This is a genomic window from Lentisalinibacter salinarum (assembly GCF_040706555.1).
GTDB classification, from domain to species: domain Bacteria; phylum Pseudomonadota; class Gammaproteobacteria; order Steroidobacterales; family Woeseiaceae; genus Lentisalinibacter; species Lentisalinibacter salinarum.
On sequence record NZ_JAPDRH010000004.1, the window covers coordinates 1 to 16,995 of the forward strand.

16 protein-coding genes are annotated in these 16,995 nt (G+C 64.0%); 7 read left to right on the forward strand and 9 right to left on the reverse strand.

Translation table 11 applies throughout. From position 1 onward, the window contains the following. Window positions 1–193: 193 nt before the first annotated feature. The 9 genes from ACJMKZ_RS15765 to ACJMKZ_RS15805 all read right to left on the reverse strand — a co-directional run bounded on the left by ACJMKZ_RS15765 (window position 194) and on the right by ACJMKZ_RS15805 (window position 9,041). Entirely contained in the window at window positions 194–1,207 is a 1,014-nt protein-coding gene (locus ACJMKZ_RS15765) for a pilin (RefSeq protein ID WP_405234185.1), read from the reverse strand. A gap of 340 nt (window positions 1,208–1,547) precedes the next feature. Then, window positions 1,548–1,979 (reverse strand): hypothetical protein, encoded by a 432-nt coding sequence (locus tag ACJMKZ_RS15770; RefSeq protein ID WP_405234186.1) that lies wholly within the window; start codon window positions 1,977–1,979, stop codon window positions 1,548–1,550. After that, a complete protein-coding gene (locus ACJMKZ_RS15775; protein ID WP_405234187.1) occupies window positions 1,976–2,254 on the reverse strand; it encodes a hypothetical protein in 279 nt (92 codons plus the stop codon). The genes ACJMKZ_RS15770 and ACJMKZ_RS15775 overlap by 4 nt, the downstream gene beginning before the upstream one ends. Next, window positions 2,251–2,451, reverse strand: coding sequence for a helix-turn-helix transcriptional regulator (locus tag ACJMKZ_RS15780; RefSeq protein ID WP_405234188.1), 201 nt, complete (start codon window positions 2,449–2,451; stop codon window positions 2,251–2,253). Before ACJMKZ_RS15780 ends, ACJMKZ_RS15775 begins: the two co-directional genes overlap by 4 nt. A gap of 149 nt (window positions 2,452–2,600) precedes the next feature. After that, window positions 2,601–3,386 (reverse strand): hypothetical protein, encoded by a 786-nt coding sequence (locus ACJMKZ_RS15785; RefSeq protein WP_405234189.1) that lies wholly within the window; start codon window positions 3,384–3,386, stop codon window positions 2,601–2,603. Window positions 3,387–3,388: 2 nt separating this feature from the next. Then, the gene (locus tag ACJMKZ_RS15790; RefSeq protein ID WP_405234190.1) at window positions 3,389–4,606 is read right to left on the reverse strand and encodes a tyrosine-type recombinase/integrase; all 1,218 of its coding nucleotides are present in this window, start codon (window positions 4,604–4,606) and stop codon (window positions 3,389–3,391) included. Between the two features lie 259 nt (window positions 4,607–4,865). Next, complete coding sequence (locus tag ACJMKZ_RS15795) at window positions 4,866–5,741, reverse strand: bile acid:sodium symporter family protein (RefSeq protein WP_405234191.1); 876 nt, start codon at window positions 5,739–5,741, stop codon at window positions 4,866–4,868. Next, the gene (gene menA, locus ACJMKZ_RS15800; RefSeq protein WP_405234192.1) at window positions 5,738–6,649 is read right to left on the reverse strand and encodes a 1,4-dihydroxy-2-naphthoate octaprenyltransferase; all 912 of its coding nucleotides are present in this window, start codon (window positions 6,647–6,649) and stop codon (window positions 5,738–5,740) included. Before menA ends, ACJMKZ_RS15795 begins: the two co-directional genes overlap by 4 nt. A gap of 10 nt (window positions 6,650–6,659) precedes the next feature. Then, window positions 6,660–9,041: a TonB-dependent receptor gene (locus ACJMKZ_RS15805; protein ID WP_405234193.1), complete on the reverse strand. Its 2,382-nt coding sequence runs from the start codon at window positions 9,039–9,041 to the stop codon at window positions 6,660–6,662. 158 nt (window positions 9,042–9,199) lie between these two features. On the opposite strand from ACJMKZ_RS15805, the gene ACJMKZ_RS15810 reads away from it, so the two are divergent. From ACJMKZ_RS15810 to ACJMKZ_RS15840, 7 genes are all read left to right on the forward strand, one after another. Continuing rightward, the gene (locus ACJMKZ_RS15810) at window positions 9,200–10,921 is read left to right on the forward strand and encodes an MFS transporter (RefSeq protein WP_405234194.1); all 1,722 of its coding nucleotides are present in this window, start codon (window positions 9,200–9,202) and stop codon (window positions 10,919–10,921) included. Window positions 10,922–11,064: 143 nt separating this feature from the next. Beyond that, complete coding sequence (locus ACJMKZ_RS15815; RefSeq protein ID WP_405234195.1) at window positions 11,065–11,460, forward strand: DUF3461 family protein; 396 nt, start codon at window positions 11,065–11,067, stop codon at window positions 11,458–11,460. 81 nt (window positions 11,461–11,541) lie between these two features. Then, window positions 11,542–11,895, forward strand: a complete 354-nt coding sequence (locus ACJMKZ_RS15820) for a metallopeptidase family protein (RefSeq protein WP_405234196.1) — start codon at window positions 11,542–11,544, stop codon at window positions 11,893–11,895. Window positions 11,896–11,907: 12 nt separating this feature from the next. Continuing rightward, window positions 11,908–12,828 (forward strand): sulfotransferase domain-containing protein, encoded by a 921-nt coding sequence (locus ACJMKZ_RS15825; protein ID WP_405234197.1) that lies wholly within the window; start codon window positions 11,908–11,910, stop codon window positions 12,826–12,828. Between the two features lie 52 nt (window positions 12,829–12,880). After that, the gene (hemG, locus tag ACJMKZ_RS15830; protein WP_405234198.1) at window positions 12,881–14,224 is read left to right on the forward strand and encodes a protoporphyrinogen oxidase; all 1,344 of its coding nucleotides are present in this window, start codon (window positions 12,881–12,883) and stop codon (window positions 14,222–14,224) included. A gap of 2 nt (window positions 14,225–14,226) precedes the next feature. Then, entirely contained in the window at window positions 14,227–15,597 is a 1,371-nt protein-coding gene (locus ACJMKZ_RS15835) for a hypothetical protein (RefSeq protein WP_405234199.1), read from the forward strand. 197 nt (window positions 15,598–15,794) lie between these two features. After that, window positions 15,795–16,991 (forward strand): class I SAM-dependent methyltransferase, encoded by a 1,197-nt coding sequence (locus ACJMKZ_RS15840; protein ID WP_405234200.1) that lies wholly within the window; start codon window positions 15,795–15,797, stop codon window positions 16,989–16,991. The last annotated feature ends 4 nt before the right edge of the window (window positions 16,992–16,995 follow it).

Genomic DNA, 16,995 nt, shown 5'->3' on the forward strand with positions numbered 1-16,995 from the left:
ACGCTCCCACATTAACGCCTTGTCGGCTTCGGTATAGTAGATCCTGCTCGGATACTTCATCGGTGACACCTCCTGCTCTATCCTCAGAGCTTAGGCGTTGCATCGATCAATTGAATCCGCAGCCGAAAGCGGACTTGCCGGCCACCTGTATTTTCGGCGTAACAAGGCCAGATTTAGACTTCGCAAGCTTGGACTATGGTCTGCACGCGGACGGCAAATAGTGCGGGAGTGACGCTAAGGATCCTGCTGTGTAGGGAGCGATCTCGTGCGTTGCTTCAGGAGGGACGGGAGCGCTCCCGCAGCGCCATACGATCTGCCAGTTATCCTCGCTGAGCTGAGCAGCATACGGAGTTACGGACAGTGTCTCCCCGGTTAGCAACGAATGTGCTGCAGCGCCGTAGACAATGTCTATCCGACCATTGACCACGTCTACAGCACGAACATAGCGGCCTGACGTATCACTCGGATTCGCTGTCATTCCCGCATCGAGGCGCGTGGCTGGGACTTGACCAGTCGCGAATATGGAGTCAGCCACTGCGGCTTTCGCAGCGGCGGCGAGATTGAGTCCCTCCGCTACCTGGGAGCGGATCGTGTAGTCCTGGTAGGCTGGAATCGCTATCGCAGCCAGTATTCCGCCCCCCACCACGACGATCAGCAGGACGATCCAAACGGCGTTTGTTGTACCTCCCTTTCGAGCAAGCCAGAGCATGCGTTGATCTGACTCTTCGTGCCTTTCGGCTTTCGTAATTCGATTGGACAAGACTCGGTAGTAGAGTCGATTCGCGAACATCGGGAAGATGACAAATATCGCCACCAAGTTAGCGACGATCCCAATCAAGGCTGCGGTATCTTCCGTCGTAAATGCAGCTGCTACGAAAAAGCCAAGCAAGTAGATGAAAGTGGGTACAAACAGGTATGCGGCGGCATATAGCCACATCTTGCGGTAGAGAAGCCAATAGAAAGAAATGAAGAACGCAGGCCAATTCCAGGAAACTGAGCTTTTGCCAGTCTCGAATTTCCGAAATCGCTCCAGATAGTAATCTGTGTTCTTTGGGCCTATCGCGGTTCGAAGTAATGTCTCGCGGTCCGACGGCGAAGTCGAGGATGAATCCGTGACAGCACCTGCAGGGGAACTTACTTGCGCCCCGCAGTGATTACAGAAATGGGCTTCCTCCGGGATGATCTTCCCACAATTAGCGCAATGCACGGCTGTCCCCCAAAACGTACGCTCTGAAACGCCTGACGGTATCTATCAGCACTTTGCGCGTCTGTACGGGATTTCCGTGTAGAACTCGTCATTTCCGCCTCAGTCGTCTGGCTTGATATCCGTCAATAGTTAGCGCGGGAAACCCTCATTAATTCAGTGCGTTAACAGTTGAGTCAATCGAACCCCTAGATGACCTAAATGCCTAAGGCAGCAATGAGATCCTGAAATAACAGGAGGGATACAGGAGTCTCCTACCTCTTACCTGTCCCTTCCTATCCTGTCCTACCCTGCACCTACACCTACCCTAGTGCCTATCCTCTCCTACCCTAGTTTGGGGGCTCTAGGCTGAGAGTGATTCAGGGACGATCTCCAGGAGCTTTCGGATAACACTGTACTGATTAGGTTTTGTCAGGTCCTCGCCTAGGCCGGTCTGGTTCGTAGTGCCCACACAGGCCCTAATCAGCCATCCTCGGTATAGGTTCAGGTCGATTTCACTTTTCGCGCTAGACTCGGAGAGGAGGGAACGGAATTCCTTAACCAGGTGGCACCGATCTCCCACGCTAAACTTCCCATCTCGCCCTAACGGTGGCTCCACGTGTCGAACGTTGTAGTAGCGGGTGAGGGGAGTACCAGCGTACTCCCCCTCCACCACCGCGAAGTGCAGAATTGCCTTGCTGCCTTTCCACGCTCTGCCGGTCTCGTAGTACGTGAACCGCACCAGATACTCGCCCTCTGGGATCAGGGGGTGATAGCCAACGACTTTCCCTGTCATTGGTCTACGGGCTTACGCCTAAGCTCAAATTCCGCCGGGATCAGCTCGTTGTAGCGCCGGACAATCCCGGAGACGGCTTCAATGGCCTCCGAGAGGGTCTGCGCCGGGTGAAGCCTGATCTCCTCGTGTACGGCGCTCTCCAGGGCGCTGCCAAAGGAATTGAACCACTTGAAGGATTCCCAGGCGGTCTTGCCCTTGCGGATTCGGGGCTTTTGGAGTTCCCAAGCCAGCGCGCCGCCCTTGATTCGCCGCTCGTCACTGATTTGGACGATCATGTTTCGTCCTCATTGCGGCTAAGTCTCACCCGGCCGGCTAAGTACTCCTCAATTTCGTCTTCAAGCCAGCCTACCGCTCGACCATCTAAGTCAATAGCGAGAGGGAACCTATCTTCCGTCATCCGCTTATATATGGTGGACCGGGATAGGCCAGTTCTGACGATGACTTCAGGTAAGCGCAAGATTCGAATGCTCATGAAATGCTACTCCGTCTAGATGAATCGACGGGGATATTTGAGCAGGGCGAATCGGGCGCCTGTAGTCGCCTAGGCGCTAAACAAATTAATGAAAACAGTGGATTAGGGATTCTTGTAGGCGGTACTAGGCGATAGCGGGCGAATGGGGATCACCACTCTTTCCGAATCACCCGCTCAATCCTAGCGGCTGTCATTTCAGACCACTCGTGCGATACGGCTAGCAGCTTCGCGATCTCTCTCTTCGTAATCACTCTTCTGCCACGATCGAACAGTTCCGCCGCTAATGCATTGGCCGCCGCTTGGAGGTCATGGTCACGCGAGTTGCGTCCACTCTCACTGCCAGCAATCTGTTTAACGAATGCCTGCAGGTTCTTAACTAACACGACGAAATCTGCTGACTCGGGCAAGAGCGCAGTAGGGTAGAAGTTGTCTAGAGCGTAGCGTTTGTGCATCGGTAGATCTTTTTTGAATTGCTCCTGAAGAACGAAGATCTGACCAGTTTGCGGATTACTGACGGCGGCACCGTCAATGCTTATCAGGTCAGACGGATATCCGCCCACTTCATGTTGATACTGGTTGATTACGGAGTGGGTTTCGCCAAGAAGAAGGGGGATGTCATAAAAACCTCTCAGCTCCACAATTTCGTTTTTGTCCGTGACCAAATAGCGGTCTCCTATTAGTTCTATACCTCTCTTTATTGACAGAATCTTGCCATCATCGCGGAGGCTCGGAATTTCGATTGTCTCGACATCATGGCTAGGCACAATAAACGCGCGTACTGCATAGACGGTCTGAACGAAATTCACGGACAAGGTGAGCTGTCGCTCTAGTGCAAGTTGATAAATATCCGCAGACGTAACGGGCTCATCCAACTGGCTCGCTAAGTAACTCGCAGCGGAGGGAACTGTTAGCCAAGTCTTTTTGTCGTGCAGCATAGTCAGTTATTAACAAGGCTAAGCGTAGCCACTCTGGCACCGTCCTTTTCCGAATAGCAGAAGCCGCTCCATGCGTCCATCAGCTTCTTGCGCCGCCCGAACATATCTCCCCGCTGATAAGCCGCTTCCGTCTTGTCCGACAGTACGTGCGCTAACGCTGCCTCGGCAATCTCTCTTGGGAAAGCGGTTTGCTCGGCGCACCAGTCCCGGAATGTCGAGCGGAAGCCGTGGACAGTGATTCCGCCATGGCCCAGTGTGCGGAGCAGTTTGAGCATGGTCATGGATGAGATAGGACGGTTCGGCCTAGCTCCAGGGAACAGAAATTTACTCTCTCGCCGCTCCTTGAGCTTCTCCACAATGGCTTTCGCTTGCTTGCTCAACGCTACGCGGTGCGGTCGGCTACCCTTCATGCGCTCTCCTGGGATAGTCCATATTCCGGCTTCGAGGTCGAACTCCTCCCAAGTGGCGTGGATTACCTCTCCGGTGCGGGCTGCCGTCAGAATAAGGAATTCGAGAGCACGGGCTGAGATTGCGTCTTTCTTTCGTAGCTCCTCCATGAAAGCAGGCAGCTCAGAGTAGGGCAGTGCGGGGTGGTGAGTGACCGGGGAAACCTTGCTTCGCTTCGGCAATAGCTTGTCTAGATGGCCTCGCCAGCGAGCTGGATTCTCGCCGACGCGAAAACCTCGGACTCTGGCCCAGTCCAGTATGTTCTCGATGCGTCCCCGTACCCTGGACGCCGTCTCGGTCTTCTCAGCCCAGATCGGCTGGAGGATCGCCAAAATGGCCTCGGTGTCGATGTCCTTCACCAAAGACTGCCCTATCTTTGGATAGGCGTACGTCTCCAGCGTGTTCTTCCACTGAGCAACGTGCTTGGGGTTTCGCCAGCCAGACTGATGGCTCTCGATATAGGCAGCGGCGCATTCCTTGAACGTGATCCCCTGCCGTGACTCGCGAATTGCCTGCTCTCGCTCTTCCCGACGGGCATCTATTGGGTCCACGCCGGACTTGGCGAGCTTGCGGCACTTATCCCGTAGCTCTCGGGCTTCCTTGAGAGATAGCTCAGGGTAGCCCCCTAAGCCCATATCGCGCCTCTTGCCCTGGATCTGATACCGGTAGACCCAGAGCTTCGATCCGCCCTTAGCGACGAGGTAGAGGCCCTTCCCGTCGAAGTGCTTGCCTTCGCCCGCGTTTCTGACTCCGGTCGCCGTGAGGTTGGCCATCTGCGCCTCCGTTCTCCCCCACTTTATCCCCCATTCTAATTCGGATTCTGTCGGACGTCACTAGGCGTGATAGGAATAGAAATACAAGAGAGACAAGAGGTTATCGGATGGCTTCGGAAGTGCTTGGAACCCCCAGAGGCGGACACCCCCTCCGCCAAAAATCGAAAAAGGGGCCCTGGTGGCCCCTTTTTGATTTTTCGAGGGGGCGTGTGGACGAACCCACCGGATTCGAACCGGGCGCGGGTTCGCCGCCCGAAGATCAGTAGGCTGCGTCCCCCGCAGCCCTTCCCACCTGCATCTGCCGGACCACAATCAACCCCAGCGCCGTGATATTCATCAGGAACGCATAGATCACGCTCGGTACCGCGAGCCCGGACACACTGAGCAGGCTGACGGCCACCGTGATGCCCAGCGCGCTGTTCTGGATGCCGCATTCCACCGCCAGCGCGATCCGGCCGGCGGTGGGCAGGCGGCCGATCAGCCCCAGCAGGGCCCCGGTCGCCATCGTCGTGACGTTAAGCACGAGGATCGCCGGACCCACCTTCGAGAAATGTTCCGTGATACTCGGCCATTCCGTGTAGAAGGTCACGAACACGATCATCAGGAACACGGCCGTAGCCACCTTGCCGATGACCTCCGCCACCGCGGCCGCCAGCCAGCCGGCCTGATTGATGGCGAGGCCCACGGCGACCGGCAGCAGGGTGATCACAAACAGGCTGCCGATGGCCTGGCCCAGCGGATAGTCCACCGGCGCCGCCTGGCCGAGGAAGTGCTGCAGCGACAGGCCGACGATGATCGGCACCGTGATGAACGACAGCAGGCTGGTGCAGGCGGTGAGCGTGACGGACAGGGCGGTGTCGCCACGCGACAGATCCGTGATCATCGCCGCGGTGACGCCGCCCGGACAGGCGGCGAGGATCATCAGCCCGACGGCTGCCTCCGGCGACAGGTCGAACAGCAAGGCGATGGCGAACGCCGTGAGCGGCAGCAGCAGCGTCTGGGCAGCCAGGCCGAGGCCGACGGCCAGCGGGAAGGTCAGTACGCGGCGGAAGTCGCCGATGCTCAGCTTCAGCCCCAGCGCGAACATGATGAAGGCGAGGCCCGCCGGCAGCAGCGTCGAGAGCACCGGATTCACGTGAGCTGTTCCACGATCAGCAGCACGCCGACCAGCACCTGGATCATGGCGGTCCGGCCGAGTTGCGCGTTCATGCCCGGGCCCACCGGCATGCGGGCGAACAGGACGATAGCCCACAGGCAGACCGGCAGGGCGAGCCAGACCAGGCCGAGGGACCGCACGCCCCACGCGGCCGCGAGGAGCAGGAACGGCGCCAGCAGGAGGAAGCCGTACAGCCACCGGGCACCGCTCGTGCCGAGCCGGCCGGCCAGCGTCCTGCGGCCCGCTTTGAGGTCCGCAACCGTGTCGCGCAGGTTATTCACCAGCAGCACGGCGGCGGCGTAGCTGCCGATGGCGATACCGGTCAGCAGGACGCCGGTGCCCGGCAGCGCCTTTGCCTGCAGGTAATAGCTGCCCGCCACCGCGATCAGCCCGAAGAAGACGATCACGTAGATCTCGCTGAACGGTCCGTGCGACAGCGGCCGCGGGCCCGAGGAATACGCATAACCCGCCACCAGCGAGGCGAGACCGATCAACAGAATTGGCACTCCGCCGACCACGATCAGGTAGATGCCGGCGAGCAGCGCCGCGACGAAACAGCCGACGGCCGCGCGCCGTACCTGCTTTGGCTCGGCCAGGCCGGCGCCGGTGATGCGCACGGGCCCGATGCGGTCCGGCCCGTCGGCCCCGCGCTCCCCGTCCCGGGCGTCGTTGAACAGGTTGGTGCCGGTCTGTATCAGCACTGCGCAGGCCAGCGTCACCACGAACGTGAGCCAGTCGGGGGTCACCCCCTCTCCCCATGCGAGGGCCGCCCCGACGGCGACGGGTACCGCGGCCATGGTCAGGGTGCGGGGCCGCATGCCGAGCAGCCAGATGTTCGGCGTTTTCGCGCTGGCGCCCTCGCGACCGTTGCCCGGTGTCGTCTTCATGCGGGGCCGGTCAGAAGTCGTAACGCAGCGAGGCCAGCAACTCTCGCGGCCGACCATAGACGCGTTCCACGTAGGCGGCGGGTGTGTCGAAAGCGGAGTTGCCGGTCACGATGTAGGTCTCGTCGAACAGGTTGCGCGTCGCCAGCGTGAGCTGCCAGCGGCCGGAGGGCGGCACGAACGCGAGCGAGGCATTCACGAGGTGGAACGCGGACTGGCGGATGCGCTCGCTGTTCACCGCGTCGTGGTACACGGTGTCCTGCCACGACCAGTCCACCCGCGCAGTCACCTCGCCCAGGCGCCCCAGGCCGAGGCGGTAGGCGGAACCGGCAGCCAGGCTCCACATCGGCGCGTTCGCGAGCCGGTTGCCGAGCTCCACCCCGGAGTCCTGCGCCGCCTGATTCAGACGCCGATAGCCCGTGTCCAGGTAGCCCGCCGAGAAGCCGATTTCCCAGTCCGCCGATGCGAACCATTCCAGCTCGAGTTCTCCGCCCCGCACGCGGGCGTCGCCGGCGTTGAAGGTGAGCGGGTTGAAAGACTCGCGCACGATGATCTGCAGGTCGTCGTAGTCGGCATCGAACGCGGCCAGGTTTGCCCTCAGTCGACCCCCGAAAGACGACGTTTTCAGGCCGAGTTCCAGGCTGTCCACCGACTCCGGCCGGTACGAACTCGGCGCTCGGTCCGGCGTGGGTCCGACGAAGCGCTGGTCGAAACCGCCGCTCTTGTAGCCGGTGGAGAACGTCGCGTAAGCGAGCACGTTTTCCGCCAGCCGGTAACTGAGGTCGATGGTCGTGTCGGTGGCGTCGAAATCGAGCTCGCTCTCGCGGTAGTCGAGGATGCGCTCGCCGGCCGCCAGCGGTCCTGTGGGCGCCAGGTAGAAGCCGGCGAGTTCCGGCCAGGTGGGCGGGAAGAGGCCGCGTGCCGATCCCGCCGAGGCATCGCCGAGCGAGAACTGGTCCGGCAGGTAGGCCTTGCGGTCCTCCGTGTGTCGCGCGCCGAGCGACAATGCCAGACGCTCGGTGAGGTCGAGCGTGCCGTGGGCGAAGACCGCGTAGGACTGGTTGTCGTAGAAACCGCCGCTCTGGATGGCGCCGGCAGGCACCGTGACGTCGACCAGGTTGAAACCGGATTCGTCGTAATAGAACAGCCCGAGCACCGCCGACAGGCCCGGGTCGTCGCCGGCGAAACGCAGCTGCATTTCCTGGCTGAACTGCTCGTGTTCGAAGTCGTCGCGGGTAGCGAAGATGTTGGCGGGCGTGTTGTCGCCGTCCCGGGAGGAGAGCATGTCCATCTCCCGATAGCCGGTGGTGGAGCGGATGCTCCAGCGCTCGTTCAGCGTCCAGTCGAACGTGAGTGCCGCACCGCCGCTGTCGAGCTCCGAGGTGACGGGAAAGGTGCCCTCGGAGACGAATGGCCCCGGTACCGAGGCGGCGCCGTAACAGCCCGGCGCGTCGCCGGTGGGCGCGCCCGGCGGCGGGAAGGTGGGCGGTCCGCCCGCGGGTGTGGCGTCGAAGGCCGGGTTGATCACCACGGCCTCACAGCTCGCGAGGACGGCGTTGCCGAAGGTCGCGAAGGGTTGGCGGTCGTTGACTCCGCCGGAGACCACCGGCGCGCCGTTCTCGTCGATGGTGCTGTAATCGATCACCAGCGACGCAGCCAGCCGGTCCGTCGGCTCCCAGCGCACCGCGCCGCGGGCCGACCAGCGATCCCGGTCGCCGGTCCGTATGCCGTCCCAGGGCCGCTCGACGTAGCCGTCCCGCTCCACGCGGCCGATCGCAAAGTTCGCCGCGAGCGTGTCTTTCAGCGGCAGGTTCAGGCGGAAGTTCAGTCCGCGCAGATCGTCGTTGCCGAGTCGCAGCTCCACGCTGCTGTCGGTGTCGTCGAAGCCGGGCTGGCGGCTGTGCACCTTGATGGCGCCGCCGATGGAATTGCGGCCGAATAGCGTTCCCTGCGGCCCGCGCAGGACCTCGATGCGCTCGATGTCGAGCAGGTCCAGCACGTTGCCGGGCGAGCGGCCGATGTAGATGCCGTCCACGTACAGCGCGACGCCGGGATCGGTGACCGGCGTGTAGTCTGCCTGGCCGATACCGCGGATGAAGATCTGCCCGACGGAACTGGAGCCGGAGGAGGGCGCCGCCTTGTCGAACTGCAGGTTCGGCACGACGGAGCCGAGCTGGTCCATGGCATCGACCTGCCGCGCCGCGAGTTCGGTGCCGCTGAGCGCGGTGACCGAGATAGGCACCTGCTGCAGGTTCTCCGTGCGACGCCGCGCGGTGACGACGATCTCCTCGATCTCCCCGGCGGGACGGGCGCCGGCAGCAGCCTCGCCGGCCGCCGCCGGGTAAACCGGCGTGCCCGGCAACAGCATTATGGCCACGGCCGCCACGACTGGCACGACCGTCGCTGGCGCTGTGCGAGACGGCGCTGGCTTCATCCGGTGATTTCCTGCAGCTCGAAAGCGGCAATACTAACCGCGCGGCCGGGGCCTGTCAGTGTCGGCCCGTGAGCGGATTTTTCCGGTAATATGGCGCCCGGTCAAAAAGAAGAACAACGATGATGAAGAGCCCCGTCCTTGCCGAGAGTCCGCGGGTACGCTTCCTGACGGGCTGCATGATGTACTTCGCGCAGGGCATTCCCTACGGCCTGCTCAGCATTGCGATTCCCGCCTGGCTCGCCAGCGAGGGCGTGGCCGCCGGAGACATCGCGTCTTTCCTCGCGGTGATCACGCTGCCCTGGGCTTTCAAGATCGCCGGCGGGCCGCTGATGGATCGCTACGAGTTCCTGGCGATGGGCAGACGCCGTCCGTGGGTCATCGCCATGCAGCTCGGGCTCACCCTTGCCCTGCTCGGGCTCGCCCTCGTTGAGCGTCCCGGCGAGCAGATGGGGCTGCTGATGCTCCTCGGCGTTTTGATCAACATATTCGCGGCCAGCCAGGATGTGGCGGTGGACGGCATGTCCATCGATCTCACGCCTGTCGAGGAGCAGGGGCGCCTGAATGCCTTCATGGCCTTCGGCAAGTCCATCGGGTGGGCGTCCGCCTCGGCTGCCACCGGCGTCATGCTGGTTACGTTCGGCACCGGCGTCACCGCGGTCGCCTGTGCGTCGGTTGCCGGTCTCATCCTGGTGGCGTTCGTCATGATCCGCGAGCGCCGGGGTGAACGGCTGCTGCCCTGGAGCGAGGGGGTCGAGGCCTCGGTGCACCGGCCGGCCCAGTCGTTTCGCACGATGTTCGGCGAACTGAATGCCGTACTGTGGAAACCGGCGAGCCTCATCGTCATGAGCGTCATGTTCTTCGATGGCCTCGTCAGCGGCTACGGTCATGCATTGATGCCGATCGCGGCGATCAACGTATTCGGCTTCTCCACCCCCGAGTGGTCGCAACTGGTCGCCGTCATGGGCCTGATCGGCGCCGTCGCGGCGCTGGCGCTGGGACCGCTGATCGACCGCTACGGCGCCAGGCGCATGATGCTGGCCACCGTCGCGCTCGTGGCAGCACACGCCTTCCTGCTGGCCGAGACTCAGCATTTGTGGGCGGACACCCTGTACGTCAGAACCATGCTCTCGATCTGGGTCCTGATGAATCCGGTCGTCATGGTCTGCATGATCGCGCTGGCCATGGCGATCTGCGCGAGCAGAGCCTCGGCGACCCAGTTCGCGCTGTACATGTCGATCGCGAATCTGGGCAGCGCCGCCGGCGCCAAGACCTACGGCTTGATCTCCGAGGGCACCTCTTACGTCCAGTCGTACCTGTTGATGGGCCTGCTGGCCCTGTTCCTGATCGTGACGCTGCTTCTGTACCGGCACCGGGCGGCGGCGGAACCCGGGACAAAGACTGCGCGGCGCTATACCGTGGGCATGGGAGCCGGGGATGGCGGCGGCGTGTTCTGGTCCGGCGCGATGCGCTGTCCGAAATGCCGCGCCGACATGGAGGTGCTGGACGTGGACGGCACGGAGATCGATCGCTGTTTCCGTTGCCGCGGACTGTGGTTCGACGCCGGTGAAGCGGAGCGGGTATTGCGCAAGAAGCGTGCCGCAGCGGCGTTCGATATCGGCGAGGCGGCCGTGGGCAAGGCGCAGAACCGGGTGGACCGTTACCACTGTCCGCGTTGCGGTGGTGGCATGGTCAGGATGGTGGATCCGCACCAGCCTCACATCTGGTACGAGAAATGCGGCTCCTGCCTTGGAACGTTCTTCGATGCCGGCGAGTTCTCCGACCTGAGCGAGTTCTCGATCGCCGATCTGTTCAGGCGCTGGTCGGTGCCGGAGCGGAGTTGATGCCTGTGTCCGGCAGCGTCATCGGCGGTTTCCGGCATCGCCGGAACCCGTAACTGCCTCGTGACAGATGACAGCGTTGTCAGTTTTTGCCAAGATAGCCGTGCCGGGGCCGGCCCGACGATCGCACGGGGGACGCAGACAAGATGACCAAGACCAGTTCAAGCGCTTATCCGACGCTGTCCGAAATGGGCATGGCGAGTCCGAAGCAGATCGCCCGTTACTACATATCCAGCCTGAATTACGTCGATGTCCTGAGAGTTACGTACGAGCGCCCGAAGGGCTCGATACTCCCGTCCAGCCGTACCTACAAGTTCCCGCGGGTCCAGGAGGAGGTCGACGGAAAGTCATCGGGTGTCATGCGAACCCATCCGAAGCTCCGCGCGGCCCTCGAGGAGCTGGACAGCATCATGGAAGCCAAGACCAGCAAGGAGACGATCACCCAGGAGATCCTGAACGAGATCGAACTGCTGGAAGAGGATATCGCGATGCGCACCGAATGCCTGAAGGTGCTGGTCGGCAGGATTCCGCACGCCGATTGAGCGGACTCGTTCAGGTCCGCTGTTCGACGGTTCTCCGGCCCACCTCCCGGATACCGGCCCCGCTGGTAAACTCGCCGGACGATGAAACGCAACGAATTCGAAGGCGTGGTCCGCGAGGCCATCGACGGTCTGCCCGACTGGGTGCGCGACGCCCTGCATAACATCGACGTGATGGTGATGGACGAGGCCGACGAGGAGCTGGACCCGGAGGGCGTGGGGCTGCTCGGGCTTTACGTCGGTATCCCGCTCACCGAGCGCAGCGTCGAGGACGTGGCCGAGCTGCCGGACATCGTTTACATCTTCCGCAATCCGCATCTGGAGATGGGACTGCCGCAGGACGAGCTGCTGATGGAGATCCGGAAGACCCTGCTGCACGAGATCGCCCACTACTTCGGCATCGACGACGATCACCTGGACGAGATCGGTTATGCCTGACCGGACGCGCCTGTGACGCTTCGGCCCCGCGGCCGGCGGGCCCGGACCTTCGAGGAGTTCGCCGCCGCGCTGGAGACGCTGGTCAGCGACGAGGGCGTCGCCCGCGGCATGGCCTTTCGGCCGCGGCCGGACGACGTGATCATCACGCCCTTCGCCAAGTCCGGCACCACGTGGCTGCAGCAGATCGTCCACACGCTGCGCACCGGCGGCGACGAGGACTTCGACGATATCTCGGCGGTCGTACCCTGGATCGAGACGGCTCACGACCTCGGCATCGACCTGGGCGCCGCCCAGCGCGCGGAGCCCCGTGCATTCAAGAGCCACCTGCCGGCCGACCGCGTGCCGGCCGGCGCCCGTTACATCGTCAGCGTGCGCAATCCCGGCGACGCGCTGGTCTCGATGTATCACTTTATGGAGGGCTGGTTCTTCGAGCCCGGCACGATCGACATGGAGACCTTCGCCCGTGGCAAGTTCCTGCCGCGCGGAGAGGGCCGCGACTACTGGCATCATCTCGCCTCCTGGTGGCCGCGGCGCGACGACGATGACGTCCTGCTGCTCTGCTACGAGGGCATGCGGACGGATCGTGCCGGCACCGTCAGGCGCATTGCGGAGTTCATCGGCGTGGCACTGGGCGAGGCCTTGCTGGACCTGACCCTCGAGCGCTCGTCCATGGAGTACATGCTGGCCAATCGTCGCCGCTACGACGACCGCCTGATGCGCGAGCTGAGCGAACGCCGTATCGGCCTGCCCGAGGGCAGCGACTCCGCCAAGGTGCGCCGCGGAGAGACCGGGGCGCACAAGCGCGAGCTGACACCGGCGATCGAAGGCGAACTGGCGGAGATCTGGGCGGAGGAGATCGCGGGCCGTTTCGGGCTGGCGGACTACGAGGCTTTCCGGGCAGCGATGACGGCAATGGAGGATGGGTGTCGCTGAGCGCGCGGCGGTTCCTTGTGTCTGCGCGCGCCCTCGGGGAAACTCGGGCCTCATGAGAATCGCCATCGTCGGGGCCGGCATCAGCGGTCTCACCACTGCCTTCTACGTCAAACGGGCCCGACCGGACTGGGACCTCACGATATTCGACGCCGAACCCGTCCCGGGCGGGACCATGTACACGGCGGACGTGGAGGGTTTCCGCTTCGAGGCGGGCGGCAATGGCTTTCTCTCCAACAAGCCGGACAGCCAGCAGCTGGTCGAGGACGCGGGCGCCGATCATCTGCTGCTGCCCAGCTCCGACCTCGCGCGGCGGCGATTCATCTACAAAGACGGGCTGCATCCGCTGCCGGAATCGCCCCCTGCCTTCCTGAAGACGAAGCTGATCGGCTGGCCGGCCAAGCTGCGGGTGGCCATGGAGCCGCTGGTCCCGCGGCGGAAGAAGACGACGCCGGAGACGCTGCAGCAGTTCGGCTATCGACGCCTCGGCAAGGGCTTCACCGACGTCTTCCTGGACGCGATGGTGGCCGGCATCTATGCGACGACGCCCGACAAGGTTTCCGTCGAAGCCGCTTTCCCGCTGGTGGTGGCGCTGGAGCGCGAGCACGGCGGACTCTTCCGCGGCATGCTGGCGCGGCGCAAGAAGCAGGCGGGCCCCGGCGGCATCCTGATGAGCTTCAGGGGCGGGGTGAGCGCGCTGATCGGGCACCTGCACGAGATCATCGACGCGGAATGGCGCCTGGGCGAACCGGTGCACGGCGTGTTGCGCCACGATAACCAGCGTGGTCGCTACGTGCTGCGCACGCCGTCCGACACCCCGGAGTTCGACCGGGTGGTGATCGCCTCGCCGTCGTACGCGGCGGCGGAGATGGTGAAAGACCTCGACGCCGGACTGGGCAAGCGCATTGGCGCCATCGGGTACTCGCCGGTGGCCGTCGTCGGGTTCGGCTACCGGCAGATGGATCGCGAGCTTCCGGGCTTCGGGCTGTTGACGACGACGAGTGCGAAGCTGCCCGCGCTGGGCGTGCTGTGGGATAGCAGCATCTTCCCGGACCGGGCGCCGGAGGGCGGCCGGATACTCCGGCTCATCATCGGCGGTCAGCGCAATCCGGAACTGGTCGACCAGGACGAACAGGGTCTGGTGCGCACGGCGCTCGAGGGTGTCCGTGCCACCATGCGCCTGACCGCCGACCCGGACGTCACCTACGTCAAGCGCTGGCCGCGGGGCATTCCGAGCTATGCGCCCGGGCATATCGCGCGGGTGGATGCCATCTTCGAGCGGCTCGCGAGCCACCGGGGGCTCTATCTCAACAGCAATGCCTATCGGGGCATCGCGATGAATGACTGCGTGCGCAACGGCAGACTGCTGGCCGAGCGTATCGTCGGGGAGGGCGGCTGACTATGTCATCCGACTCTGCTTTGCTGTCGCTGCTGGCCTGTCCGCGCTGCGACCGGTCCCTGGAGGCCGACGTTGACTCGCTGCGCTGCCCGGGCTGCGCCACGGGCTTCCCGTCGCTCGACGGCGTGCCGTGGCTGTTCGCGGACCCGGACACGGCGCTGGCGGAGTGGCGTCAGCGCTTCGACTTCGCGCTGACGGATATCGCAAAGGACGAGCAGGCCGCCGTGGCCGCGCTGGAGAAGGGCGGGCTACTCGCGTCCACCGAACGCCGGCTGCGCCGTCAGATCGAGGCCTGGCGTGCTCACGCCGACGAACTGAAGTCCCTGCTCGCGCCCCTCGGCGCCGGGGTCTCCGAGGCCACCTACGAGACGCATCTGGCGCTGCGCACCCGCCTGCCGACGGAGGTCGGCCTGACCGCCTACTACGCCAACGTCCACCGGGACTGGGCCTGGGGCGACGAGGAGAACCGGCAGTCGCTCGAGGCGGTGGCCGGGGCGCTGCGCGGCGAGGCGCCCGGCCGCATGCTGGTGCCCGGGGCGGGCGCGGGCCGGCTTGCTTACGACCTGCATCAAACGCTTGCCCCCGAGGTCACCGTCGCCCTGGATTTCAATCCGCTGCTGGTGCTGGCCGCGGCGAAGCTCTGCGCCGGCGAGACGGTGTCCCTGCACGAGTTCCCGATCGCGCCGAGCCGGGCCGGGGACGTGGCGGCGGCGCGGGAACTGGCGGCGCCCGAGCCGGCTCGCCCGGGTCTGCGGCACGTGCTGGCGAGTGCGCTCCGGCCGCCATTTCGCGCGGGTGCATTCGACACCCTCGTCACTCCCTGGCTGGTGGACGTCCTGCCGGAGGACCTGTCCGTGCAGGCCGCCCGCTGGAACCGTCTGCTCACCGCCGGCGGCCGCTGGGTCTGGTTCGGCTCGGCGGCCTTCCGCACGCCCTCGCCGGCGCGAAACTACAGCCTGGAGGAGGCGCTGGAGATTATTGCCATGGCGGGTTTCGGCGAGCCGTCCGTGACCGAGCGGGAGATCCCTTACATGGACTCGCCCCTGAGCCGCCACGGCCGCCGGGAGCAGGTGGTCACCGTCGTCGCGGAGAAGACCGCGGAGGCCGAACTGCCGCCGCGCCACAAGGCGCTGCCGGACTGGCTCGTGGTGGGCTCCGAGCCCGTACCGGCACTGGAGAACTTCCGCATGCAGGCGGTCTCCACGCGCGTGCATGCGTTCATCATGAGCATGATCGACGGTCGGCGCTCCATCGCCGACATGGCGAAGCTGATGGAGGAGAAGCGGCTCATGACCCGGGCCGAGGCCGAGGGCGCGATCCGCGGCTTCTTCATCCGCATGCTCGAGGACAGCCAGCGGCCGCCGCCCCTCTGATCGCCCATCTGATCTGGCCTGTAGGAGGGCCTTCAGGCCCGATTGAATAATGAATCGGGGCTAAAGCCCCTCCCACAGGCTAAAGCCTCTCCCACGGGCACCCGGTAGGAGGGCCTTCAGGCCCGACCAGGGGCAGACGGCGGGCTGTGGTAGCATCGCCCGCACCGCATGATCGTTCAGCGATGGGGGAGAGCAGCATGATCGATACGCGTCTCGGCCACGGCCTCGATATCCCGAAATCACGCGACGAGCGCGCCCGCGAGCGTTTCGTCTCCTCGCTGCGAGCACACGTGCTCACCGACGTGGCGGAGTCCATGAAGCGGGCGTGGGAGAGCGACGTTCTGCCAGCATTCCGCGCCGAGCACGACAGGGACCCGGCAAACGCCGAGGAAGTGCACGCCGCACTCAGGCCGCATCCGCAGTTCCGCTTCTACTCGAGCCTGCGCTGCACTGCCCAGGAGGCCGTGTGGAACGCCGTCATCGACGAACTGGAAGACGACGTGGAGGCCTTCAACCGGCGTTGCGCGGAGATCGCCGCCGACCGGTCAAGGGCGCAGGGCACCCTGGAGCTGGATCCGGCGCTGGAGCTGCCGCGCTCGGCCACCGCCGTGGACGTGCATCTCATGCCGGGCAACTATCATGGATCTCGCGGCGACGACGACGCCGTGGCCGGCGCCATCTACGACAACGGCCTGAACGTCTTCGCCTTCGGCGTCATGGGCGAGCATCTGGACGACATCGGACTGTCCATGGCGAACTTCGTGCGTCTGCGCTTCCCGGACCTGCAACCGGAGAAGATCCTCGACGTGGGCTGCACCATCGGCCACAACACGGTGCCGTGGAAGCGCACCTTCCCGCAGGCCGAGGTGCACGGGGTCGACATCGCCGCGCCGTGCCTGCGCTACGCTCACGCGCGCGCCCAGACACTCGGCGAGACGGTGCATTTCCATCAGCAGGCGGCGGAGTCTCTCGACTTTCCGGACGCGAGCCTCGACGTGGTGTTCTCCTCCATGTTCCTGCACGAGCTGCCGCTGAAGTCGATACGTGCGTTCCTGGCGGAGGCCCATCGGGTGCTGCGGCCCGGCGGCGTGCTGATCAACATGGAGCTGCCGCCGAACTCGGCCACCGCACCCTACGACGGCTTCTACCTGGACTGGGACAGCTATTACAACAACGAGCCCTACTACAAGGGCTTCCGCGACCAGGACTACAAGGAGCTCTGCACGAGCGCGGGTTTCGCAGAAGACGCCTTCTTCGAGGCGGTGATGCCGCGCTACGGCTACGTCGACGAAGACGCCTTCGCCGCGGCAATCTCCGCCGATGCCGCCTTCGACGAAGACACCGGGCGTCTGTCGGACATCATCATGTGGTACGGCTTCGGTGCGAGGCGCTGAGGTC